Below are 23,312 nucleotides of genomic sequence, written 5' to 3'. Positions count from 1 at the left end.
TCGGAAATTGATATTAACTATAAACTAAATCATTTCTTGTGAAATAATGTTTATAACTTCATCATTGTAAATATTTAATTAACTAGCATTCAAATAATTGATTTAACTACCTATCAATTGTTAGGCTTTTATTTTTTGAAATCCAAATTATGTTTATCTTTGCTTTCTATGGAAAATACACTTCACGAAAAAGTTTCACAGGATATTTTACTTAAAGCTTACAACCACATGATGCTTGCCAAAGCAATGGCAGATATCTATGAGGAAAACAGAAATGTTTGCAAATATGTACACAGTACTTCAAGAGGGCATGAAGCTATTCAGTTGGCAACGGCTTATCAGTTGAAAAAAGAAGACTGGGTTTCGCCTTATTATAGAGATGAAAGTATTTTGTTGGGAATTGGCTTTGAACCATATCAGTTAATGCTTCAATTACTGGCTAAAGCTGATGATCCTTTTTCAGGCGGAAGATCGTATTATTCTCACCCTTCGAGCAGAAACGAAAATATGCCGAAGATCATTCACCAAAGTTCCGCGACCGGAATGCAGACAATTCCTACAACCGGAGTTGCGCAGGGAATCAAATATATTCAGGATTTTAATTTAGAACAATTTGAAAACAACCCTGTCGTAATCTGTAGTTTGGGAGACAATTCTGTGACGGAAGGCGAAGTGAGTGAAGCTTTTCAGTTTGCAGCTTTGCACCAGTTACCGATTATTTTCTTGGTTCAGGATAACGAATGGGGAATTTCTGTAACCAAAGAAGAAGCCAGAACTTGTGACGCTTATGACTTCGTAGCCGGGTTTGAAGGTTTAGGAAGAATGAGAGTTGACGGAACCAATTTCGCTGAAAGTTTTGACGTAATGAAAAAAGCGGTGGACTTTGTAAGAGCCGAGAGAAAACCTTTAGTTGTTTGTGCAAAAACAGTTTTGATTGGTCACCATACTTCTGGTGTGAGAAGAGAATTCTATAGAGATGAGGAAGATTTAACCAAGCACAGAGCAAAAGATCCGGGAGAAATCCTAAGAAATCATTTGCTTGAATCTGGTGCAGACGAAGAATTATTAAAGCAAATCACAAAAAAGGCTAGATTGGAAGCTGAGGAAGCATTTGAAAAAGCTCAAAAAGCAGAAGATCCGAAGCCTGAAACCGTGATGCAACATATTTTCGCACCTACTCCAATTACGGAAGAGGTGGGAACCCGCGAACCTGAAGGTGGCGAAAAAATAGTAATGGTTGATGCAGCTATTCACGCAATTCAGGAGATTATGTGGAAACATCCTGAAGCTTTACTGTACGGACAGGACGTTGGCGAAAGAATAGGTGGAGTTTTCCGTGAGACGGTAACTTTAGGAAAGAAATTCGGAAGCAAAAGGGTTTTCAATACGGCAATTCAGGAAGCTTATATCATTGGTTCTACAACTGGTATGAGTGCAGTTGGTTTGAAACCGATTGTTGAAGTTCAGTTTGCAGATTATATTTATCCGGGAATCAATCAGTTGATTACGGAGATTTCAAAATCTAATTATTTAAGCAACGGGAAATTTCCTATCAGCAATATCATCAGAGTTCCTATTGGAGCTTACGGCGGTGGCGGACCTTACCACAGCGGAAGTGTTGAAAGTATTTTAGCTAACATTAAAGGGATAAAAATCGCTTATCCAAGCAATGCAGCCGATTTTAAAGGTTTATTAAAAGCCGCTTACTATGATCCGAATCCGGTGGTAATGCTGGAACATAAAGGTTTGTATTGGAGCAAAGTTCCGGGTACTGAAGATGCAAAAACCATTGAACCTGCAGAAGATTATATTTTACCTTTCGGAAAAGGAAAAATCGTCATCAACGCTGATGAAAACGAAATTAAAAAAGGAAATACTGTTGTAGTAATCACTTACGGAATGGGCGTTTACTGGGCAAAAGAAGCCGTAAAAAACTTCGGAGGAAAAGTAGAAGTTATTGATTTAAGAACCATCATTCCTTTGGATGAAGAATTGGTTTTTGAAAGAGTAAAAGCACACGGAAAATGTATCGTTTTAACTGAGGAACAATTGAATAATTCTTTCGCTGAAGCTTTTGCGCACCGTATTTCTAAAAACTGCTTTAAATATCTTGACGCTCCGGTAGAAACAATGGGATCGCTTGATACACCGGCAGTTCCTATTAATTTAATTTTAGAAAAAGAAATGCTTCCGAATGCTGAAAAGCTCTCGAAAAAAATCGACGAAATGCTGAAATATTAATTTTCTTGAAAAAATTTTTAAACCTCTTTCAACGGAGGTTTTTTTTGTACATTTATTTCTTTAAAACTCAGTCTCAATACTAATGATTACTACCAAATACGTCAATTACAAACAAGTTCTTAACTTATCCGGATTTCATGTTATCGTCATTTCAATCTGGTGCACGTTGATTGCTGTTATTTTTCATATTTATAAATGGGAATGGATGACTATTCCCTGGGTTGCTGTAGCTTTGATTGGTACTGCGGAAGCTTTTTTGGTGGGTTTCAAAAACAATCAAGCCTATGAAAGATTGTGGGAAGCCCGAAAAATATGGGGCGGAATCGTTAATACAAGTCGTTCTTTTGCTTCAATGGTCTATGCATTCGATACAACTAATGATAAAGTGGGGAAATTTGATCTTGACGAACGCAGAAAAAAAATTGTATATCGTCACATCGCATGGTTGTACGCTTTTCGGGAGCAGAGTTTGGTGCCTGTAGAATGGGAACACATCAAAATTGAAGAAGATAAATTAAAAAACACAGATCATAATCGAAACAGATTGATTAAAGCAGGATTTCCAGATTACGGAAGAACTCCCATTTTTCTTAATAAATATCTTTCTGAAGAAGAGTGCGAATTGCAATCTCAATACAAAAATTTTGCTACATATCTTATCTCTCAACAAGCAAAAGACATCAATGATTTAAAAAACACAAAAGCCATTTCAGATTTTAACCAGATACAGCTACAAGATTGTCTTACAGAATTTTACGCATTACAAGGACAAGCAGAAAGAATTAAAAAATTTCCGCTTCCGAGACAGTTTGCCAGTACCGCTTTTGTCTTTAATATTATTTTCATTATGCTTCTTCCGTTAGGTTTGGTGAGTGAATTTGCAAAATTAGGAGATTGGGGAATCTGGGCTTCTATCCCATTTTGTATTACAATCGGTTGGATTTATATCATTATGGAATTGGTAGGAGATTATTCTGAAAACCCTTTTGAAGGACTCATGTTTGATATTCCTATGCTTTCTATTTGTCGCACTATTGAGATTGATCTTTTACAAATGACCGGCGAACATGATGACCTTCCGGAACCGATTGCTTCTAAAAATGGAGTCTTAGTTTAAGTTAAATTACAATACCAATTCGGTCGTATTTTTCACTTCAGAAATAGTGAATGAACTTTGTGTACTCGCAATGTGCTGAATTGTTGTAAGCTTGGTCAGCATAAAATTACGATAATCTGCCATGTCTTTTACACATATTTTAAGAATATAATCATAATCACCACTTACATGGAAGCATTCTGTAACCTCATCTAACGTCATTACTTCCTTCTCAAAACGAAGTACATATTCCTTTTTGTGCTGAGTCAGTTTTACATGACAAAGAATAATAAAATTTTTATCAATTTTTGTCTTGTCTAAAATGGCCACATATTTGGAGATCACCCCATTGTTTTCAAGCTTTCTGATACGTTCATACACTGCAGTAATAGACAAACCGAGTTTATAAGACAGTTCTTTGGTGGTTTGTTTACAATCTTGTTGTAGAAAAAGCAGTAGTTTTTTATCTGTTTCGTCAAATTGCATAGAAATTTTTTTGGTTAAATTTATAAAATTTAAATTAAATAGACTTTTTATCATTTAAACATTAATTAAATAGATTTAAAATCTAAATTTCAAACATTTTGTTGTAATAAAATATAAAAAGATTCATTTTTAAAACAAAAATAATATGGATCATTTTAATGCGGCAAACGAAATTCAGGATTTGCAATATTTCGGAGAATTTGGCGGAGTAAACCCATCAATTTCAGACAGTTCTACATACACTTTCTTATCTGCGAAAACCATGTTTGATACCTTTGAAGGAAATGCAGACGGTTGTTATCTCTATTCAAGACATTCTTCACCAATGAATCTGTATCTTTCTCAGGCATTGGCCAAAATGGAAAACACGGAAACCGCAAACGTTACCGCTTCTGGAATGGGTGCGATTACATCAGTTTTGATGCAGATTTGTAAAAGTGGTGATCATATCATCTCCAGCAGAACCATCTATGGCGGAACATACGCTTTTTTAAAGAACTTCCTTCCACCGTTCAATATTGATACCACTTTTTTAGACATCAATAATTTTGAGTCGATTGAAAATGCTATTCAGCCCAACACAAAAATAATATATTGCGAAAGTGTGAGCAATCCGCTGCTGGAGGTTGCTGACCTTAGAACACTTTCAGATATATGTAAAAAACACAACTTACAACTTATAGTAGACAATACTTTTTCTCCGCTTTCCATTTCACCAAGTCTTTTAGGTGCTGATATTGTCATTCACAGTTTAACTAAATTTATTAATGGTAGCAGTGATACGGTTGGCGGAGTTTATTGTGGTACACAAGAATTTATTAATGATACAAAAAACGTAAATAACGGAGCCTGTATGCTTCTTGGCCCAACGATGGACAGCTTCAGGTCTGCAAGTATCCTTAAAAACCTGAGAACGCTTCACATTAGAATGAAACAGCACAGCCACAACGCACTATATCTTGCTGAAAGATTTGAAAATGATGGTTTAAAAGTTTCTTATCCTGGTTTACCATCTCACAAAAATCATGAGCTGATGAAGAGCATGATGCAGAAAGAATATGGTTTTGGAGGACTTCTCACTGTAGACGCCGGAACAACTGAAAAAGCAAACGAATTGATGGAAATGATGCAGCGCGAAAACCTTGGATATCTTGCGGTAAGTTTAGGATTTTACAAAACATTATTCTCGTGTTCCGGAAGCTCAACATCATCCGAAATACCTGAAGAAGAACGAGAGGAAATGGGGATTTCTGACGGACTCATACGATTTTCAATAGGTCTAGACCACGACATCGAACGAACCTATAAAAAAATGAAAGAATGCATGATCAAAACTGGCGTTCTACACCATGAAACTATTTTTACATCTTGATTGAAAAATGCTGTTGAACTTTCAACAGCATTTGTTTTTTTTGTACGTTTTATAAATCTACAAAACATCAATTTGTAGAGCAACAAGTGGATTTTATAAACTATTTTTCAAGCTTTGCGAAGCAATTTATTGCCTTACCTTTCTAAAATAATACTACAACAAAAAACTTTGCGATAAAATTGAAAGTAAAAACTTCATTAGTTGTCATATAGTTTTAACGCAAAGATTTAAATCTTATCATTATTATTTAAGGAGCAAAGAGGAATCAAAAAGTTGATTTGATGAAGCAAATGCTTTAAGTTTTGGGAAGCAGTTTATCGTGTTTACTTTCTGAATAACTCACCTATCAAAGATAAAAGCATATTTAAAATCTATGAAAATGTTTTGGAAATGCGTTTTCAGGTTTCATTCTGAAAATATTCAGCAAAATCCACGATTTTAAAAAACCGTAGCCATAAGAAAACATTTGAATGTAGGTTGAGATCACTGCCATTCCGGCGATTGCTATGTTCTTTGTAACGATCATTGCATGAATTAAAACCAGGAAAGTATAGAGCCCGTAAAATGCCAAAATAATTCCTCTTCCAAAAATAAAATATTCTATAAATCCTAAAATATATCCCAACAAAAACAGCGTTGGAAATGCAAAAGAAATTTTCACATATTTCGGATGTCTTTGATTAAGAATTGGTCTTGCACAACCGAATTGGTAGACTTGTTTTGAAAATTTACCAAAATCTACACGACGTTTGTGATACACTGCAATATCATCAAAAAACGCAGTTGAAAAACCATTTTCCCAAAGCGTCATTGATAAATCCGGATCTTCACCGATTCTCATTTCAGAAAAACCTCCTACTTTCTCGAAAACCTCTTTCTTCACTCCCATATTAAAACTTCTGGGCTGAAATTTTGAAACCGCTTTTTTATTCCCTCTGATTCCTCCCGTCGTGAAAACAGATGTCATTGAATAAGAAATTGCTTTCTGCATCAGATTAAAGCCTTTATGCGCCTTATCTGCCCCACCAAAAGCATCACACGGAATCGTGAGAATATCTTTTTTGATGTTTTGAATATAATCTTTCTCCACAATCACATCACTGTCTACAAAAACAAGCCATTCGTTGGAAGCTCTTTTTGAACCGTAGTTCCTCGACAAACCGGGACCGGAATTGTCTTTTCTGAAATATTTAATATCCAGAATCCCCTCAAAATTACCAATGGTAGGTTTCAGATCAATAAAAGAACCATCATCAACAATAATAATTTCAAAAGCTTTATCAGTTTGAAAGGTTAATGAATTGAGAAGTTCGAAAAGCTCGTCTTTTCGGTTAAATATAGCAACGACGATGGAAATGGTTGGGCTCAAATGGAATTTTTTCCAAAATTAATTATTCGTGAATGAACTTACAAACAGTTTACCGTTAATTAAAATATAAAACGAAAATTTCTACTGATTGCTAAGACGTAACAGATTTTTATTCCTATATAAACATCCCTGATTTAAAATAAATCAATAAGACAATCGCAACTGAAAATAAAATAATTGCGCAACTCAGAAACAATAATTTGAATAAACTTTTAAAATAATAAAGTCCCAAATGATAAAGAATAAAAAACACGACAAAAGAAATCACAAATCCTATTAGTGAACAAACTATGAAAGTCTGTATAGAATTTTCTGTTGGTAAGGGATTTTTAAAAACGAAAAAAAACAGAATGGTAGATAATAAAAGTAAACTTCCGCTCCACCATTCTACAATATATTTTGATTTTTTGTTTGACTTTTCTTTTTCATAAAGAGATTTAGCATCTGAAGAACTTCCGCAGAAACTCAACAGATCACCAATAAATCCTAAGCCGTCAAAAAAGTCAAAAGGCATAGATTTTATTCTTCTTTATTCTCTAGTTTATGCAACTTTTTCGTTCCTTCATACATTTCGTACTGCAAAAATCTGGTTTCCAGTTTTCCGTTGAAGAGTTTTATTTTTCTTGAAGGTCGCAACCCTATCTTCTTTGGGGCATCCAGATCCGAAGAAATGAGCCATGCTAAAGTATTAGGATAACTGCTTTTAAAAGTATCCCCAATTTTCTTGTAAAAATCATCATCATTAATAGAAATTCTCTCGTCGTAAGGAGGATTAAAAACCATCAATAACGGGAATAGATCTTTTTTAGATTCAAAGAAATCTTGTCTTCTCACATCAATGATATCTTCCATTTCTGCAGATTCTATGTTGGTTCTTGCAGCATTCAGCATTTTTCCGTCAATATCGTAACCCACAATTTTTCCCGTAAATTCTCTTACACGGTTGATGCGCACTTCTTTTATTTTTGTGAATAAATCTGCATCATAGTTATTCCAATTCTGGAAGGCAAATCTTTTTCTGAAAATCTGAGCCGGAAGATCAAGTGCAATCATCGCAGCCTCAATCAAAATCGTTCCCGAACCACACATCGGATCAAGGAAATTTCCTTTTCCGTCCCAGCCTGCCAATTGCAGCATTCCGCTTGCTAAAACTTCATTAATTGGCGCCTCGCCCTGCTCGCGTCTGTATCCTCTTTTAAATAAAGCATCCCCAGAAGAATCCATAGAAATGGTTACCAATTCTCTGTCTATATGCAAGTGAAATTTGATTTCTGGACTTCTGGTTTCAATATTGGGTCTTTTTTTAAACTTCTCCTGAAAATAATCAACAATCGCATCTTTCATTTTAAGAGTTACAAACTGAGAATGTTTGAATGTATCAGAATTCACGGTAGAATCTATGGCAAAAGTCTGGTCCACATCCAAAAAATCTTCCCAAGGGAACTGCGAAAGTTTATTGTAAAACTGATGCTGATTAAAAGCCTTAAACTCAAAAATTGGAACCAAAATTTTGAGTGCTGTACGGGCAGAATAATTTATTTTATATAAAAAGCCAAGATCTCCTTCGCAGTTCACGGCACGGTTTTTCAGCTCTACATTTGAGCCTCCGAGTTTTTTGATTTCTTCAAAAAGAATCTGCTCAAGTCCGAAAAAAGTTTTTATCTGTATTTTTAAATTTTCTGTATTCATTTTGCAAAAATAGGTAATTTTTGTCTGGCAGTAGATTTCTAATCAAGGATGATTAAAAATATAATACTATTTGTTTTAAAATTACAAACTTTTGATTTACCAAAAGCCTGATCTGAAAATCACAAAGAAACATCCAAATTCTCTCATCCTTCATCCAACTAAAATCACTATTTTTGCAAAATGGAATGGTTTGAATCTTGGTTTGACACACCTTATTATCATATTCTCTATAGCAACAGAGATTATACTGAAGCAGAAAACTTCATCACTCAGCTTACAGCAGAGTTGCAACTCCCAAAAAATTCAGAGATTATTGATCTTGCTTGTGGCAAGGGAAGGCATTCTGTTTTTTTGAATAAATTGGGCTACAAAGTTTTAGGACTTGATCTTTCTAAAAAAAGCATCGAGCACAACCAACAATTTGAGAACGAGAATCTACAGTTCAAAGTTCATGACATGAGAGACACGGTTGCTCATTCTAAAGTGGATGCGGTTTTTAATTTATTTACAAGTTTTGGTTACTTTGATTCTCAGGATGATGACCGCAAAGTATTCAAATCTGTTTCTGATGTTTTAAAATCTGATGGTTTTTTTGTTCTCGATTATTTAAACGAAAACTACGTTCGAAAAACGATTGTTTCTGATGCTGAAATTCAGCGTGGCGGAATTGATTTTACAATTTCTAAGAAAATTGAGGATCAGCACATTGTAAAAGACATCAAGTTTTCTGCAGACGGACAAGATTTTAATTTTTTTGAAAAAGTAAAACTTCACACTCCTGATTCTATACAAAAATATGCTGAAGACAATGGTTTTGAGCGCGTAAAAATCTGGGGCGATTATCAATTGAATGATTTTGATGCAGAAGTTTCGCCGAGGTGTATTAATTTATTTAAGAAAAAATAATCCTAAATGCAATTTTGTTTTAGGAATGGTAACCAATATTTTATTTACAATTATCTAATATGATTGTCGTTTTACTTATTTTAAGTGTTGTTGCCGGTGTTTTTCTGGGTAAATATTTCGGGCAGAAAGAAAAGTTTTCCAAAAATCTTTTGATCTTAAGTGCTGGTTTTTTAATTACCATTTGCCTTAATGAAGTTTTCCCTGAGGTGTACCATCATAACAGCGAGTTCGGGATAAATCTTGGTATTTTTGTCATCGGTGGCGTACTTTTACAGATGATTCTAGAAGCGCTTACAAAGGGCTTTGAGCATGGCCACTTTCACCATCACAGCGAAAGCAATATTCTTCCAATGGCTTTGATGGTTGGGTTGTTTATTCATGCTTTTATCGAGGGAATTCCTTTGGCAAATGAAAAAAATCCGTTTTCGCCTTATTTAATGGGAATTGTTTTTCACAATCTCCCGATTTCTTTTATTTTGGGAGCTTTTTTGTTCAATAGAAAGGGTTCAAAGGTTTCTTATCCATCTATGCTGATTGTAGCTTTATTTGCTTTGGCATCGCCTTTCGGTATGTTTTTAGGAAACTATTTTAATCCAGAATGGCAACCGTATTTCCTTGCTGTAGTTGGCGGGATTTTCTTACATATTTCGTCGGTAATTATATTCGAAAGTAATAAAAATCACAATATCGACTGGTCTAAAATTGGTTTGGTCATCGTGGGTGTTTCTTTAGCGTTGGTGATGCATTTGTTTCATAGTCATGATCATCATTAATATCTAATTTAATAAAACAAAAGCTCTGCAAATTAATTTTGCAGAGCTTTTGTTATAATAAACTGATTCGTTTTTAAAACTTCCAGCCGAATGTTAAATAGAAATTATTGATTACGTTTTTCACATCAGAAACAACGTAGGATGAACTGCTGATTAATCTTGTGGGAGAATAATAACCATCTTCCAAACCACCACCTACTTCACCATACAATAAAGGGTTGCTGAATTTTGAGCTAATGTTTTGATAGGTCGCATCAACATAGAAAGATTTAAAATCATATCCCAAACCAAAAGACAAAGCGTTTTTATCACTCAACATCAAATTGCTATAAGATTGATCTGCCACATCACCATTGTTAGCAAAACGGCTTACCGTAAGTGCGTCAAAAGGGTTTGTACTGTAAGCATATCCTCCTCTTAATCTTAATTGTTTAACTCTGTATTCAGCTCCTACTTTTACCTCAGATACGTTCTTATAATTGTCTTCAAAGAAATTATTAAGTTGTGATTCTGCACCACCATATTCTTTATACGTTGGTTTGGTTAAACCTACACTGTAATCAAGATTCATCGAAAAATTTTTATTGGCAACAAATGCTGCACTCACAGTAGCTTTCATTGGAGATGTCAGTCTTCTATTCTCAACAGCATAATCATCACCTAACTGAGGATCATTGTAGAAATTATAACTTCGGTCTATATCCCAAAACGTAGGCGTTTCGACTGCTGCTCCCAATCTGAAATTACGTCCCAATTTACCAATTACCCCTAATGATGCTGAAAAACCTGATGATCTCTCAAAATAAGGGGTGTTTTGCTTGCTGAAATTATCAATACTTCCGTTTTGTAAAGATTGGAAGGCTGATGTATCAGATTGATCTAGAGACACATTTGAAAAATTCAAGCCCATACCTATGTAAAGGCTGTGATTATAGTTTGCGCCAACTCCGAAGCTTGTTTTAGACAAAGTTCCGTATCTGTCGTAAGCATGTCTTGACAAAGATGAACTGTTGGTAGCATCAAAATCGTAAACTAAATTACTATTGCCTGGTGTTTCGATGTAATTATCCAGTGACTGGTTTGAGAAGTTTACTCCAATGTTGACAAACTTCCATGCACTCTCGGTCATCAGCTGAAAAGTCATTACACCTCCAACATTCCCCAAATCGGCATTATTTACTTTGTATCCGAAAGAAGATCCTGCATAATTTGAAGTGTTTTTATTGGACATAATAGAAATTGTTCCAGAAACTTCTCCCGAGATAGCGACTCCCAAACCAGCCGGATTGGTAAGTAATGCATTTGCATCACCTCCCAAAGCACCGTTTGAGCCTCCCATTGCATTAAACTTTGCCGAACCTCCAATCTGAGAATTCGAGTACACGTCCAGCGTGTTTCTGATCAATGAAACATCCTGCGCCTGTACAAAGAAAGCTGCAGAAATGCTCATTATAAATAAAGATTTTTTTAACATTATTATTGTAGAATATGTTGAAACTTAATTTTTATCTGCCACCACGGAAACCACCGCCACCGCCGCCGCTAGATCTGAAGCCACCGCCTCCTCCAGTAGAACCACCGCTGCTTCCACCACGGAAACCACCACCGTTGCTTGGCGAAGTATAACCACCGTTTGATCTAGGTGCTGAATCATTTCTAAAACCACCGTTGCTGTTACCATTATTGTAACGAGGTTGCGATTGATTGTTATAATTTGGTCTTGTTCCGCTATTGTTTCGGAAACCACCTTGCCCTTGTGGTCTATATCCAGATTGTGGTCTTACACCAGTTGTAGTATTTCTAAATCCTGAATTTCCTTGATTTCTAAACCCTCCACTGTTTGAATTTCTAAAACCGCTTCCGCTGCTGTTTCTAAAACCTGCTCCGGGAACACTATTTCTGCTTACGATAGTAGAGTTTCTATTGGTAAATCCGTATCCGCTTGCTGCACTTCTTCTGTTGTAAGGTGTGTAATAATTTCCGTAGTACCCTCCGCCATAATAACCTGCACCCCAGCCTCCGTAAGGATAGCCGTAACCCCAGTATGGATTATACATACCCATTCCCCAGCCAGAACCCCAGCCCCAGCCATTGTTCCAACCGTAAGGACTGTATCCGCCCCAACCCCAGTTGTTGCCCCAGCCCCAGCCGAAAGACATTCCCATACCCCAACCGCCATACATTCCCCAAGGGCTGCCCCAGCCACCCCAACCCCATGAGTTGTCATAGTAATTGGTTTCGCTTCCAGCATAGTTCCCAAAGTCTGAATCTGTAGCGCCTTGATTATAATTGGTATTCCAAGTATTATAAAGATTAGCCTGCTCCTGATTGGTAGCTTGTGCATTTTGAATCGTTGTGTTATCTTCCTGATAATAATCGTAATATTCTCCTACTCTGTTTCCTTGCTTAACGATTACTCCCTCAGGTAATGTATCTTTATTGGGATCATAATAAACCCCGTCTGTCTCGCTGTAGCCACCCATCTGAGCTCCACAAGAAACTAAAAGCAACCCACTTGAAATAGCTAAGATTCCTTTTGATCTCAACATTCCAAACAAATTTTTATGTATATTTCTTTTCATGATGACGTAAAAATTTTATATTTAAATTATATTTGCATTCTGTACCAAAAACATACCAAATAATCGGTATAAAATTCTATCAAAAATAGACTTTTTATTTTAGATTACAGTTATTAAAAAAAGTTAAAAAAATTCTATAAAATAATGGCAAAACTTACCTCAAGAAGCGACGATTACAGCAAATGGTATAATGAGCTTGTTGTAAAAGCTGATTTAGCAGAAAACTCAGGAGTACGTGGATGTATGGTTATAAAACCTTACGGATACGCCATCTGGGAAAAGATGCGTGACGAAATGGACAAAAAATTTAAGGAAACAGGACATGTAAATGCCTACTTCCCCCTTTTTGTACCCAAAAGCTTATTTGAGGCAGAAGAAAAAAATGCAGAAGGATTTGCTAAAGAATGTGCGGTAGTTACCCATTACAGACTAAAAAACGATCCAGACAATCCTGGAAAACTAATCGTTGATCCGGAGGCTAAACTAGAAGAAGAACTTATAGTAAGACCCACATCCGAAGCCATCATCTGGAGCACTTATAAAAACTGGATTCAGTCTTACAGAGATCTTCCTATTCTTATTAATCAATGGGCAAATGTAGTACGTTGGGAAATGAGAACAAGATTGTTTTTGAGAACTGCAGAATTTCTTTGGCAAGAAGGCCATACTGCTCACGCAACTAAAGATGAAGCAGTGGAAGAAGCCGAAAAAATGAACAAAGTATATGCGGATTTTGCAGAGAACTTTATGGCAATGCCGGTTATTCAGGGTTTAAAAACACCTTCTGAAAGATTTGCTGGAGCAGATGAAACCTATTGTATTGAAGCATTAATGCAAGACGGAAAAGCACTTCAGGCAGGCACCTCACATTTTTTAGGACAAAATTTCGCTAAAGCATTCGACGTAAAATTTACAAATAAAGAAGGAAAAATAGAGCACGCTTGGGCTACATCTTGGGGAACTTCTACCCGTTTAATGGGTGCATTAATTATGACGCATTCTGATGATTTAGGTTTGGTTTTACCTCCTACTTTAGCTCCTATTCAGGTGGTGATTGTTCCTATTTTTAAAGGTGATGAGCAGTTGGCTGAAATCAGTAAAGTGGCATTGGAAATTCAGGCTAAATTGAAAGCAAAAGGAATTTCAGTAAAATTTGATAATGACACTCATAATAAACCAGGCTGGAAGTTCGCTGAATATGAACTAAAAGGAGTTCCGGTAAGAATTGCAATGGGCCCTAGAGATCTTGAAAATAAATCTGTAGAGATCGCGAGAAGAGACAATCTAACAAAAGAAACCGTTTCTATAGAAGGTTTAGATTCTCATATCGAAAATCTTTTAAAAACAATACAAACTGATCTTTACCAAAAAGCGCTAAATTTCAGAAAAGAAAATATTACAAATGTAGATTCTTACGAGGAGTTTAAAAAAGTATTGGAAGAGAAAGGTGGATTTATTTACGCTCATTGGGATGGAACCGCAGAAGAAGAAGAGCAAATTAAAAACGAAACCAAAGCTACAATCCGCTGTATTCCTTTGGATGAAGATGTTGAAGAGGGAATTTCTCTTATCTCAGGAAAGCCTTCAGCCAGAAGAGTTTTGTTTGCTAAAGCTTATTAAAAATACCAATTATTAAATACAAAGATCGCTCTATGCGGTCTTTTTTCGTTTAATATAAAAAAACACATTGCCTATTTGGTACTAATCTTGATTTTAAAAACTCACACCAAATAAAAATATAATATGAACATTCAAAATATATCCCGATTCGCTTTAGGAGGAATGCTTGTAGCAGCAGGAGTAGCTCATCTTACATTCGGAAGAAAAGATTTCCAAGCACAGGTACCAGATTGGGTTCCTTTAAAAAAAGATGACACTGTTTTATACTCAGGAATAGCAGAAATAGCCTTGGGTTCTGCATTAATTTTATCTCCTAAAAAACATCAAACTACATTGGGAATTGTCGCCGCAATGTTTTTTGTTGCCGTTTTTCCTGGAAATATTTCACAATACATCAACAAAAGAGACGCTTTCACCTTAGATACTGACTCAAAAAGATTAGCAAGATTATTTATGCAGCCCCTTTTAATAGCATGGGCATTATTTTCTACTAAAAAGAATAAGTTGAATTAATTGAGTTTTAATTTTACAATCCTAAAATACATTTTTACAACTTTTTAGAGTTGTTTTTAGTTAAAATTAGATTTATAAAAGCGAATTTCAACTAATTCAAATTCACAAAAAACATAGTAATGAATGAAGATTTGCTATAATTTGATTAAAAATAATTTTATTTATTAAAAAATCTTATATTGCAAATGGTTTTATTAATGAATTTAATAATTACTCAAATTGATATTTGCAAATATTTCAAACACATTAACCTTTAAAATAAATTATTATGTCAATTAACCTTATTGATCTTATCAAGAGCCAACTTGGTCCGGCTTTCACATCTCAAACTGCCCAAAATTTGGGAGAAAGCGAATCAGGAATTTCAAAAGCAATATCTGCTTTTTTACCTGCAGTGCTTGGCGGTTTGGCAAACAACTCTAGCAATCCCTCAGTACTTGATGCTATTACAAGTACAGAATCGGGAAATTTTTTATCTAATTTAAATGGTAACCCACAGCAAAATAGCTGGATCAGTAGTTTATTAAAGCCTTTATTTGGCGAGCAACTTCCAACGCTTATTAGCTCGGTAGCTTCTTTTGCAGGCATCAGTTCTGGTTCTGCAAGTTCACTTTTAAATCTTATTACAGGAACCGCAACTGGTTCTGTGGCAAAATTTGCTCAAAATCAAAATCTTGATCGCAGCGGAATTTCAAATCTATTATCGGAACAAAAAGGATTGATTTCTGGTCTACTTCCTGCTGGACTTTCTCTTGCCTCTTTAAATCTTGGAAACTGGGCGAAAGGCTATGGTTTTGAAGGAAACGAAAATCCTGCGACAAAAATTGTAAACGAAAAACCTCATGCGCAAGTCACCAGAAGTATTGCTGAAGAAGGAACTTTCCCCGACAGAAATAATAACGAAGGTGGCTCTATCTGGAAATGGCTTTTGCCTTTGTTACTACTACTTGGAGTAAGTTACTTTGTTTGGAAACAATGTGAGAAAAAAGAAACAACTACTGCAACCACAGTAAACGATTCTTCTGAAATAAAAAATGATACGGTAGTTAACAATTCTGGAGATGTAAGCAGCCCATCAACAACACGTACTGAAGAAAATATTGACCTTAACGGAGTTGCTTTGAAAGGTTACAAAGGCGGTATGGAAGATAAAATGATTGCATTTCTAAAATCTGAAGGCTACAAAAATGCAGCCGACGATGCTACATTAAAAGAATCTTGGTACGATTTTGATCATGTAAATTTCAAAATGGGCAGCTCTACCGAACTAGAAGCGGGTTCTGAAGCTCAATTACAAAACTTAGCAGCTATTTTGAAAGCATTCCCAGATTCAAAAATTAAAATTGGTGGTTATACAGATAAAACCGGAAATGAAGCAAGCAATGTAAAACTCTCTAAAGCAAGAGCCAATTTCATTAAAGATTGGTTGAATAAAAACGGTGTAGGCGCACAAGTTTTAGGTGCTGAAGGATACGGAAGTCAGTTTGCAAAAGTAGACGCTACAGCTTCTGATGATGAAAGATCTTCAGATCGTAAAATGTCTGTAAGATTCGCAAAATAAATTCTTTAGAATCAATAAAAATTAATCCCGAAGATTATCTTCGGGATTTTTTCTATCTAAAAATCAGCACAGTTAATACATATTTAAGTATATTTGTTAGTCAGTCCTAACAAATATGAATTTAAATTTAAAAAAAGCTTGGCGAAAAGATAAAACAATGAATTCTTTACCGGAGGTCTATGCTTCTGTAAAAGTCCCTAGAAACGGAGGCTTTTGGAGGAAATACCTTGCTTATGCGGGCCCTGGTTTGATGATTGCTGTAGGGTATATGGATCCAGGAAACTGGGCTACCGACATCGCTGGCGGTGCACAATTTGGCTACACACTACTATCGGTAATTCTGATTTCTAATCTTTTTGCAATGATTTTACAGCATTTGTCTGTAAAATTGGGTATTGTAGCAGAAAGAGATCTTGCACAAGCATGTAAAGATCATTTCAGCCCTACAACCAATTTTATTCTTTGGGTGTTTTGCGAAATTGCAATCGCAGCCTGCGATTTAGCTGAAGTTATAGGCTCAGCAATTGCCTTAAATCTTCTTTTTGGAATACCGCTGACATGGGGAATAGTAATCACTACGATTGATGTTTTGATTATCCTTTTGCTTCAAGCAAAAGGTTTCCGTTGGATTGAAAGCATCGTGGGAGGTTTAATTTTCATTATTCTTGGATGTTTTGTATATGAGCTTGTGATTTCAAAGCCTGCTTTAAATGAAATTTTTGGGGGACTCATTCCTAAAAAAGAAATCATCAGTAATCCTGCGATGCTTTACATTGCCATCGGAATTCTCGGTGCAACAGTAATGCCGCATAATCTCTACCTCCATAGTAGTATTGTGCAAACCAGAGATTACGATAGAACACAAAAAGGCAAAAAAGAAGCGATAAAATTTGCTACTATAGACTCTTCTGTTTCACTAATACTTGCATTTTTCATCAATGCAGCGATTCTAATTCTAGCGGCAGCAACTTTTCATACCTCAGGTAATAAAAACGTTGCAGATATTCATGACGCTTATAAAATGTTGACCCCTATTTTGGGAGCTTCAATGGCGAGTATAGCTTTTGCTATTGCGCTTTTGGCCTCAGGACAAAACTCTACACTCACGGGAACTTTGGCCGGGCAAATCGTAATGGAGGGGTTTTTGAATATCAGATTAAAACCTTGGTTAAGAAGATTAATAACGAGATTAATTGCGGTGATTCCTGCCTTAATTGTAGCAATTATATATGGCGAAAAAGGAACTACTGATCTTTTGGTTTTAAGCCAAGTCATCTTGTCTATGCAATTGAGTTTTGCAGTTGTTCCACTGGTTATGTTTACGAATGATAAAGCTAAAATGGGCGAATTTGCCAATAAACCATTTCTTAAATCTTGTGTCTGGGTTATTGCCGCAATAATTATTGGTTTGAACACTTATCTTTTGTATCAAACTTTTGTGGTGAAATAAATGCTAACTGATGTGAAATTATCTATTGTACAACGGCTATTTTAGAAATTACCAGAGTTTTGTGATAAAATTGATTGAATTGCACGATAAATATTATAATTCTAATTTTAAAACAAATATTTTCAAATATCTTCAAGCAAATACTGTTTTTTAAGATTGCTAAAGCCAATTTGGAAAGCTCAGTTTACATTTTAAATTTAGGACTTTGTATTATCAATTATAACAAATTGTGTACATATTGAAATTTTTTATTTTCTGCCCATTCCTTTCTAGTTACTCAATAGCCCGGATAGAAGCGGCATCCTTTTTTGTGACGGATGGAGCGACAGCGGAAGCAGTTACAAAAAAGATACAGCGAATAGCCGGATCAGCTCCCAAAAAAAATAATATTTTAGATACTAAATTGGGAATATGAGTTTATGGTTTCTATAAAAATAAGTTTCAACTTTTGGAGTAAATTGTGTCCCAAAAAATGTTTGAAAACTTAGCTCTTCTTACTTTTAGCATGGGTCTTTCGTATCTAGTTCTGCCTAATTGTCCGTTTTTTTTCTTTGGCAGAATCTTTGTGAAAACAGTTTGTAAAAGTTATTGAAATATGGAAAATCAGGATATCAACGAAGAAAACATCAATCAACAAGAAGAAGTGAAAGTTCAGAACGAAACAATTTCTGAGGAAAATGTGACAGTAGAACCTACGATTGAGGAAGTTTTGGCACAAGAAAAAGATCGTTATATTCGTCTTTATGCTGAGTTTGAAAATTATAAAAAAAGAACATCTAAGGAGAAGATGGATTATTTCCAGTACGCCAATCAGGAAATGATGGTGTCTATGCTTGGTGTTTTAGATGATTTTGAAAGAGCTATAAAAGAAATTGCTAAAAACGAAAATGCTGCAGAACTGCAAGGTGTTGAACTTATTTATCAGAAATTTAAAAACAAACTTACCGAAAAAGGCTTAAAACCTATAGAAGTAAGAGCTGGAGACGGTTTTAACGTAGATTATCATGAAGCAATTACTCAAATCCCTGCACCATCTGAAGATTTGAAAGGAAAAATAGTTGATATAATAGAAACTGGATACACTTTAGGAGAAAAAGTAATTAGGTTCGCAAAAGTAGTAACAGGTAACTAAAAATATAAGCAACGAGTAACGGTTTATGACTAATAAAGAATTACTTATTAACCATTACTAATTACCCATAAAAAGATGTCAAAAAGAGATTATTACGAGGTTTTAGAGATCAGCAAATCTGCATCACCCGACGAGATAAAGAAAGCATACCGCAAAATGGCGATTAAATATCATCCGGACAAAAACCCAGGTGACAATGAAGCTGAGGAAAAGTTTAAAGAAGCTGCAGAAGCTTATGAAGTGCTGAGCGACGATAATAAGAAAGCGCGCTACGACCAATACGGACACGCCGGAATGAGCGGTGCTGGAGGATTTGGTGGCGGTGGCTTCGGCGGTGGCGGAATGAATATGGAAGATATCTTCAGTCAATTTGGAGATATTTTTGGCGGTGGTTTCGGAGGATTTGGCGGAGGTGGCAGCAGCGGTCGTCAGCAGATAAAAGGTTCAAATCTAAGAATTAGAATCAAGCTTAATCTTGAAGAAATGGTGAACGGGACACAAAAAACCATCAAAGTCAAAAAGATGAAAATGGCAGAAGGTGCAACGTCTAAAACCTGCCCTACTTGTGGTGGTTCCGGAGTTCAGATGAAAGTAATGAACACAATGTTCGGACAGATGCAGACGCAAACAACTTGTGGAACTTGCCAAGGAATCGGGAAAGTTGCTGATAAAATTCCTGCAGGAGCCAATGCACAAGGACTAATAAAAGATGAAGAGGAAATCTCTATCAACATTCCTGCTGGTGCAAGAGACGGCATCCAGTTGAATGTAAGAGGAAAAGGTAATGATGCGCCTTTTGGCGGAATTCCGGGAGATCTTTTGGTGATTGTAGAAGAGGAAGTAGACCAAATAATCAAGAGAGAAGGTGACAATCTTCATCAAGAACTTTACGTTTCTTACTCTGAAGCAGCTCTAGGAACCAAAAAAGAGATTCCTACCGTTGGCGGAAAAGTAAAAATAACGATAGATGCAGGAACTCAATCTGGGAAGATTTTAAGATTAGCAGGAAAAGGACTTCCAAGCCTTGATAGCTACGGAAAAGGAGACATGTTTGTACACATCAATGTATGGACGCCACAAAGACTGAATAAAGAACAAAGAGATTTCTTTGAAAAACAGATGAGCAGCGGAGAAATGGAAGCTGAACCATCTGGAAAAGAAAAATCTTTCTTTGATAAAGTGAAAGATTTATTTAATTAAAATATAAGAGAGGCTTTTTTTAGCCTCTTTTTTTATTTAAAATTTAAGCTTATTCCAAATAGTATATTTGCTAAATATTTCAAACAAAAAACTTAGTAAAATGTTTTTTTTAGTTTGATATCTATTTAATTTTAAAGTAAATATTTAATTTTTTGATTCAAAAATACCAAACCCAAACTCGACAAGATGAGCGAACTTATAAATATAAAATCAGAGTGCATTAAGATAAAAGGATTTTCAGATTTATAAATATAAAACATCAACAAAGGATGAATACAATAAATCGCTGTTGATATACTTGCCAGAATTTTTGCATCTGTTTTAGTTTTTAAATTTTTAAAATAAATAAATAAAATGGGACACGCAAAAAGTAATGAAAATAAAATATCTACACTTTCCCTTTTAGAAAGTTTTAGAAAATAAATATTGGCAGAAGCTTCGGCAACGACAACAGAAACCGAAATAAATACCAACCACAATGAAGGGTTTCTTTTTACATCAAATTCGTACTTTTTAATCAAAAAACCCATTGCCAAAAACGGAAAACAGAAAAATAAAAAATTTCTGTATACGGGAAAGTAGTTCAAAATCTCATCAATTTCCCCATTAAAACAATGAGAATTTCCGAGATATTGAATGGTATATCCAATTAAAAAAAATAAAAACAGCAAGAAAATTACGAGTTTTTGCTTCTTATTTCTAAGAGAATACAAAAGAATTCCGGCAAACAAAGTCCCATTTAGATACCACAAATGGTGGTAACCAAAAAAGATATTAGAAACTACATCTCCTTCCTTCCAGAGTGGAATGTAAATAATCGTCCAGACCGCGTACAAAAGGAAAATTCTAAAAAGCCATTTTTTCAGTTTAGAAAAATCATCAATGAAGTAAAAATAGTAGCCTGTAATAATAAGAAAAACAGGAACACCTAATCTAAAGAGCCCATTAACAAGCAGATAACTGAGCGTAGGATAAGAATCTCTGAGAAAATGAATGTGTAACCCAACCACAAAAATGGCGAGTAGAATTTTCAAAAGATCTAGCGCTAAACTTCTCATCTTCAACGGAAAAAAAATTACGAAAACGTCTTAAAACATCTTCGTAAATTTTTATTTATAATTATTTAACCTATTTTATTTTTTGGCTACGAGACTGTAGATTTTTTTACCTAAAGTAAAGAAAGCCACTCCAATTAATCCGCCAACTAAACCGAAAATCACCTGCTTCAAAGTAGCATTCAAGTTGGGTAAAACATGATGTAGATAATCTATTCTATGAGCGAAAATTTCTCCCGCTACCATGATTAAAGCAATTGTACCAATTACACCCAAGGATTTTATAACAACTGGCAAAGCATCAACTAAAAACTGACCCAATTTTGACATAAAACCCTTTCCGTTGCTTTTTTTGATTAATTTAAAACCAGCATCGTCCATCCTTACAATTAAAGCTACAATTCCATACACGCCAACAGTTGCAACAATCGCAACAAGGCTTGTTACAAGAATTTGAGTAATGAAAGGATGGCTTTTTTCCAGCACGGTACCCAAAGCGATAATCACAATTTCTAGGGAAAGAATAAAGTCTGTAGTAATGGCAGATTTCACTTTTGCTTTTTCCATTTCTTCAGCAGATCTAGAATCCTCCTCTGCTTCTTCTATTACTTCATGCCCCTTTTTACTTCGATGGAAAAGAAATTCAATAATTTTTTCAACCCCTTCAAAAGCCAAATACATTGCTCCAACAATTAAAATATAGTTAATAGCCGGCTGATAAAGCCAATTAAGCAAAAATACAATTGGGAGAATAATAATTTTATTTAAAAACGAACCTTTGGTAATTGCCCAAAGAACCGGAATTTCTCTTGACGACATAAATCCTGTAGCTTTCTCAGCATTTACGGCAAGATCATCTCCTAAAATTCCGGCAGTTTTTTTTGTTGCTATTTTAGTGGTTACCGCCACATCATCCATCAACGCTGCAATATCATCAAGTAGTGCGAAAAAGCCTGAAGCCATAGATTTTAATATATTTTTAAGTTTTGTTAAAATAAAACTTAAGCAAAAATAATGTTTTAATCTCAGATTGAAAAAGTTTAATTCTAAGTATTTCTGAAGAATAATATTAAATTCCGATTTTTTTTAATGGTTTTATACTAAAATTTAAAACAAGATATTTCTTATTGCATTATTTCTTTTCTTATAAAAATCGACCTATCAAAAACCATCTTCAAACAATTTATATTCATTTAAGTTTTTCGTAAATTTACTCAATGAAAAAACTGATTCTCAATTACCATTATTTTATTTTAGGATTGATTGGCTTGGTTTTAAATTCCTGTAATTCAAAATTTCGGGTTTGGGTAGGAAATAATTCTCAAAAAGTTTACAACCTAAAATATGGTGAAGACAAACACCAGAAAATGGATATTTTTTTACCCGAAAATTATTTACAAAACGCGCCTATGGTTTTGATAGTGCATGGAGGAGCGTGGAAATATGGCAGAAAAGAACACATGATTCAAATACAAAAAATGCTTTTTGAGAATAATATTCCTAGCATTAATATGAATTATCGCTTGGTGAAAAAAGGCATAACGTATCGAGAACAATTAGAAGACATTGGTCTTGCCATAGAAAAATTTAATTCACTTGCAGAAAAATCAGAATTACTTCCAAATAATTATATCATTTTGGGCGAAAGTGCCGGCGGACACTTGGCTTTGCTTTACGGTTACAAAAATCCTGAAAGAATAAAAAAAATAATTTCTTTGAGTGGACCTACAGATTTCTATTCAGATGAGTATTTACAGTCTTTTTATTCTAAATATACTTCTGGCACTATTCAAAAAGTAGTTGGTACAAAATTTAAAAGAAAAAACCTTTCATTAGAATTTAAAAAAGCCAGTCCGATTGCTAATGTTTCTTCCGTTCCGACGCTTTTATTCCAAGGAAATACAGATTTTTTGGTTAATCAAAAGCAGGGTTTAGCATTAGATTCCGTTTTAACTAAAATGAATATCCCACACAAATTGATTTTTATGCAAAATACAGGGCATGCACCCAGATTTTTTAATAAAACAAAAAGAGACCGTATTATTTATCCAAACATTTTAGATTGGATAAAGAATTAACCCTATGTTCAAAAATAATTTTGATGAAATTTAAATAGGCTATATATCTGTAATCGTTAGCCACTATTTGCGATTTATCAATACTGTAATCAATTTAAAATCAAAACATTGGATTAATTTTTTTTTTATTAAACCAACAATTTAAGGTATTTACTTTACCACTCAAGTTATTTAAAAAAAATTAATGTA

Annotated in this window: 20 protein-coding genes; 12 read left to right on the top strand and 8 right to left on the bottom strand. The window is 34.8% G+C overall.

The features are described 5' to 3' along the window. Window positions 1-168: 168 nt before the first annotated feature. Window positions 169-2,241 carry an alpha-ketoacid dehydrogenase subunit alpha/beta gene (locus BW939_RS13080; RefSeq protein ID WP_076452464.1) on the top strand — a complete coding sequence of 691 codons (2,073 nt, stop codon included), beginning with the start codon at window positions 169-171 and terminating at the stop codon, window positions 2,239-2,241. Between the two features lie 82 nt (window positions 2,242-2,323). Next, a complete protein-coding gene (locus BW939_RS13075) occupies window positions 2,324-3,358 on the top strand; it encodes a bestrophin family protein (RefSeq protein WP_076452463.1) in 1,035 nt (344 codons plus the stop codon). A gap of 6 nt (window positions 3,359-3,364) precedes the next feature. Here the strand turns inward: BW939_RS13075 and BW939_RS13070 are convergent, their stop codons facing one another. Beyond that, window positions 3,365-3,823: an Lrp/AsnC family transcriptional regulator gene (locus BW939_RS13070; protein ID WP_076452540.1), complete on the bottom strand. Its 459-nt coding sequence runs from the start codon at window positions 3,821-3,823 to the stop codon at window positions 3,365-3,367. Between the two features lie 145 nt (window positions 3,824-3,968). Between BW939_RS13070 and BW939_RS13065 the strand changes: the two genes are divergently transcribed. Beyond that, a complete protein-coding gene (locus BW939_RS13065; RefSeq protein ID WP_076452462.1) occupies window positions 3,969-5,195 on the top strand; it encodes an aminotransferase class I/II-fold pyridoxal phosphate-dependent enzyme in 1,227 nt (408 codons plus the stop codon). A 364-nt stretch (window positions 5,196-5,559) separates the two neighbouring features. Here BW939_RS13065 and BW939_RS13060 read toward each other — a convergent pair whose 3' ends face one another. The 3 genes from BW939_RS13060 to BW939_RS13050 form a co-directional block, all read right to left on the bottom strand. Next, window positions 5,560-6,564 carry a glycosyltransferase family 2 protein gene (locus BW939_RS13060; protein ID WP_076452461.1) on the bottom strand — a complete coding sequence of 335 codons (1,005 nt, stop codon included), beginning with the start codon at window positions 6,562-6,564 and terminating at the stop codon, window positions 5,560-5,562. Window positions 6,565-6,679: 115 nt separating this feature from the next. Next, window positions 6,680-7,078, bottom strand: coding sequence for a hypothetical protein (locus BW939_RS13055; RefSeq protein WP_076452460.1), 399 nt, complete (start codon window positions 7,076-7,078; stop codon window positions 6,680-6,682). A 5-nt stretch (window positions 7,079-7,083) separates the two neighbouring features. Continuing rightward, the gene (locus BW939_RS13050; protein ID WP_076452459.1) at window positions 7,084-8,253 is read right to left on the bottom strand and encodes a THUMP domain-containing class I SAM-dependent RNA methyltransferase; all 1,170 of its coding nucleotides are present in this window, start codon (window positions 8,251-8,253) and stop codon (window positions 7,084-7,086) included. A gap of 180 nt (window positions 8,254-8,433) precedes the next feature. On the opposite strand from BW939_RS13050, the gene BW939_RS13045 reads away from it, so the two are divergent. After that, a complete protein-coding gene (locus tag BW939_RS13045) occupies window positions 8,434-9,159 on the top strand; it encodes an SAM-dependent methyltransferase (RefSeq protein WP_076452458.1) in 726 nt (241 codons plus the stop codon). A 59-nt stretch (window positions 9,160-9,218) separates the two neighbouring features. Further along, window positions 9,219-9,932 carry a ZIP family metal transporter gene (locus BW939_RS13040; RefSeq protein WP_076452457.1) on the top strand — a complete coding sequence of 238 codons (714 nt, stop codon included), beginning with the start codon at window positions 9,219-9,221 and terminating at the stop codon, window positions 9,930-9,932. 73 nt (window positions 9,933-10,005) lie between these two features. On the opposite strand, the gene BW939_RS13035 is transcribed toward BW939_RS13040, so the two are convergent. Further along, on the bottom strand, window positions 10,006-11,382 hold the full coding sequence (locus BW939_RS13035; protein ID WP_084566667.1) for an OmpP1/FadL family transporter: 1,377 nt from the start codon (window positions 11,380-11,382) through the stop codon (window positions 10,006-10,008). A gap of 55 nt (window positions 11,383-11,437) precedes the next feature. Next, complete coding sequence (locus BW939_RS13030) at window positions 11,438-12,514, bottom strand: prolyl-tRNA synthetase (protein ID WP_076452455.1); 1,077 nt, start codon at window positions 12,512-12,514, stop codon at window positions 11,438-11,440. Between the two features lie 144 nt (window positions 12,515-12,658). Between BW939_RS13030 and proS the strand changes: the two genes are divergently transcribed. From proS to dnaJ, 6 genes are all read left to right on the top strand, one after another. Beyond that, window positions 12,659-14,134 carry a proline--tRNA ligase gene (gene proS / locus BW939_RS13025; protein ID WP_076452454.1) on the top strand — a complete coding sequence of 492 codons (1,476 nt, stop codon included), beginning with the start codon at window positions 12,659-12,661 and terminating at the stop codon, window positions 14,132-14,134. 123 nt (window positions 14,135-14,257) lie between these two features. Next, window positions 14,258-14,647 (top strand): DoxX family protein, encoded by a 390-nt coding sequence (locus BW939_RS13020; protein ID WP_076452453.1) that lies wholly within the window; start codon window positions 14,258-14,260, stop codon window positions 14,645-14,647. Between the two features lie 268 nt (window positions 14,648-14,915). Beyond that, the gene (locus tag BW939_RS13015) at window positions 14,916-16,208 is read left to right on the top strand and encodes an OmpA family protein (RefSeq protein WP_076452452.1); all 1,293 of its coding nucleotides are present in this window, start codon (window positions 14,916-14,918) and stop codon (window positions 16,206-16,208) included. A gap of 115 nt (window positions 16,209-16,323) precedes the next feature. After that, complete coding sequence (locus BW939_RS13010) at window positions 16,324-17,658, top strand: Nramp family divalent metal transporter (protein ID WP_076452451.1); 1,335 nt, start codon at window positions 16,324-16,326, stop codon at window positions 17,656-17,658. Window positions 17,659-18,253: 595 nt separating this feature from the next. Continuing rightward, window positions 18,254-18,790 (top strand): nucleotide exchange factor GrpE, encoded by a 537-nt coding sequence (locus tag BW939_RS13005; protein ID WP_076452450.1) that lies wholly within the window; start codon window positions 18,254-18,256, stop codon window positions 18,788-18,790. Window positions 18,791-18,865: 75 nt separating this feature from the next. Beyond that, window positions 18,866-19,990 (top strand): molecular chaperone DnaJ, encoded by a 1,125-nt coding sequence (gene dnaJ / locus BW939_RS13000; protein WP_076452449.1) that lies wholly within the window; start codon window positions 18,866-18,868, stop codon window positions 19,988-19,990. A 131-nt stretch (window positions 19,991-20,121) separates the two neighbouring features. On the opposite strand, the gene BW939_RS12995 is transcribed toward dnaJ, so the two are convergent. Together BW939_RS12995 and BW939_RS12990 are read right to left on the bottom strand one after the other, a co-directional pair. Further along, window positions 20,122-21,048: an acyltransferase family protein gene (locus tag BW939_RS12995; protein ID WP_076452448.1), complete on the bottom strand. Its 927-nt coding sequence runs from the start codon at window positions 21,046-21,048 to the stop codon at window positions 20,122-20,124. A 75-nt stretch (window positions 21,049-21,123) separates the two neighbouring features. Next, on the bottom strand, window positions 21,124-22,008 hold the full coding sequence (locus BW939_RS12990) for a DUF808 domain-containing protein (protein ID WP_076452447.1): 885 nt from the start codon (window positions 22,006-22,008) through the stop codon (window positions 21,124-21,126). Window positions 22,009-22,262: 254 nt separating this feature from the next. On the opposite strand from BW939_RS12990, the gene BW939_RS12985 reads away from it, so the two are divergent. Then, entirely contained in the window at window positions 22,263-23,123 is an 861-nt protein-coding gene (locus BW939_RS12985) for an alpha/beta hydrolase (RefSeq protein ID WP_076452446.1), read from the top strand. Window positions 23,124-23,312: the final 189 nt, after the last annotated feature.

Origin of the sequence: Chryseobacterium piscicola, from assembly GCF_900156685.1 — a bacterium.
GTDB classification, from domain to species: Bacteria; Bacteroidota; Bacteroidia; order Flavobacteriales; family Weeksellaceae; genus Chryseobacterium; species Chryseobacterium piscicola.
This window is presented reverse-complemented; position numbering and strand designations above follow the sequence as displayed.

Excerpts from the sequence above, each read along its gene's own strand:
- BW939_RS13070 (WP_076452540.1), bottom strand. The coding sequence starts at position 3,823 with ATGCAATTTGACGAAACAGATAAAAAACTACTGCTTTTTCTACAACAA.
- BW939_RS13005 (WP_076452450.1), top strand. The coding sequence starts at position 18,254 with ATGGAAAATCAGGATATCAACGAAGAAAACATCAATCAACAAGAAGAA.
- BW939_RS12985 (WP_076452446.1), top strand. The coding sequence starts at position 22,263 with ATGAAAAAACTGATTCTCAATTACCATTATTTTATTTTAGGATTGATT.
- BW939_RS13055 (WP_076452460.1), bottom strand. The coding sequence starts at position 7,078 with ATGCCTTTTGACTTTTTTGACGGCTTAGGATTTATTGGTGATCTGTTG.
- BW939_RS13015 (WP_076452452.1), top strand. The coding sequence starts at position 14,916 with ATGTCAATTAACCTTATTGATCTTATCAAGAGCCAACTTGGTCCGGCT.
- BW939_RS13030 (WP_076452455.1), bottom strand. The coding sequence starts at position 12,514 with ATGAAAAGAAATATACATAAAAATTTGTTTGGAATGTTGAGATCAAAA.
- BW939_RS12990 (WP_076452447.1), bottom strand. The coding sequence starts at position 22,008 with ATGGCTTCAGGCTTTTTCGCACTACTTGATGATATTGCAGCGTTGATG.
- proS (WP_076452454.1), top strand. The coding sequence starts at position 12,659 with ATGGCAAAACTTACCTCAAGAAGCGACGATTACAGCAAATGGTATAAT.
- BW939_RS13075 (WP_076452463.1), top strand. The coding sequence starts at position 2,324 with ATGATTACTACCAAATACGTCAATTACAAACAAGTTCTTAACTTATCC.
- BW939_RS13065 (WP_076452462.1), top strand. The coding sequence starts at position 3,969 with ATGGATCATTTTAATGCGGCAAACGAAATTCAGGATTTGCAATATTTC.
- BW939_RS13040 (WP_076452457.1), top strand. The coding sequence starts at position 9,219 with ATGATTGTCGTTTTACTTATTTTAAGTGTTGTTGCCGGTGTTTTTCTG.
- BW939_RS13050 (WP_076452459.1), bottom strand. The coding sequence starts at position 8,253 with ATGAATACAGAAAATTTAAAAATACAGATAAAAACTTTTTTCGGACTT.
- dnaJ (WP_076452449.1), top strand. The coding sequence starts at position 18,866 with ATGTCAAAAAGAGATTATTACGAGGTTTTAGAGATCAGCAAATCTGCA.
- BW939_RS13045 (WP_076452458.1), top strand. The coding sequence starts at position 8,434 with ATGGAATGGTTTGAATCTTGGTTTGACACACCTTATTATCATATTCTC.
- BW939_RS13010 (WP_076452451.1), top strand. The coding sequence starts at position 16,324 with ATGAATTTAAATTTAAAAAAAGCTTGGCGAAAAGATAAAACAATGAAT.
- BW939_RS13035 (WP_084566667.1), bottom strand. The coding sequence starts at position 11,382 with ATGAGCATTTCTGCAGCTTTCTTTGTACAGGCGCAGGATGTTTCATTG.
- BW939_RS12995 (WP_076452448.1), bottom strand. The coding sequence starts at position 21,048 with ATGAGAAGTTTAGCGCTAGATCTTTTGAAAATTCTACTCGCCATTTTT.
- BW939_RS13080 (WP_076452464.1), top strand. The coding sequence starts at position 169 with ATGGAAAATACACTTCACGAAAAAGTTTCACAGGATATTTTACTTAAA.
- BW939_RS13020 (WP_076452453.1), top strand. The coding sequence starts at position 14,258 with ATGAACATTCAAAATATATCCCGATTCGCTTTAGGAGGAATGCTTGTA.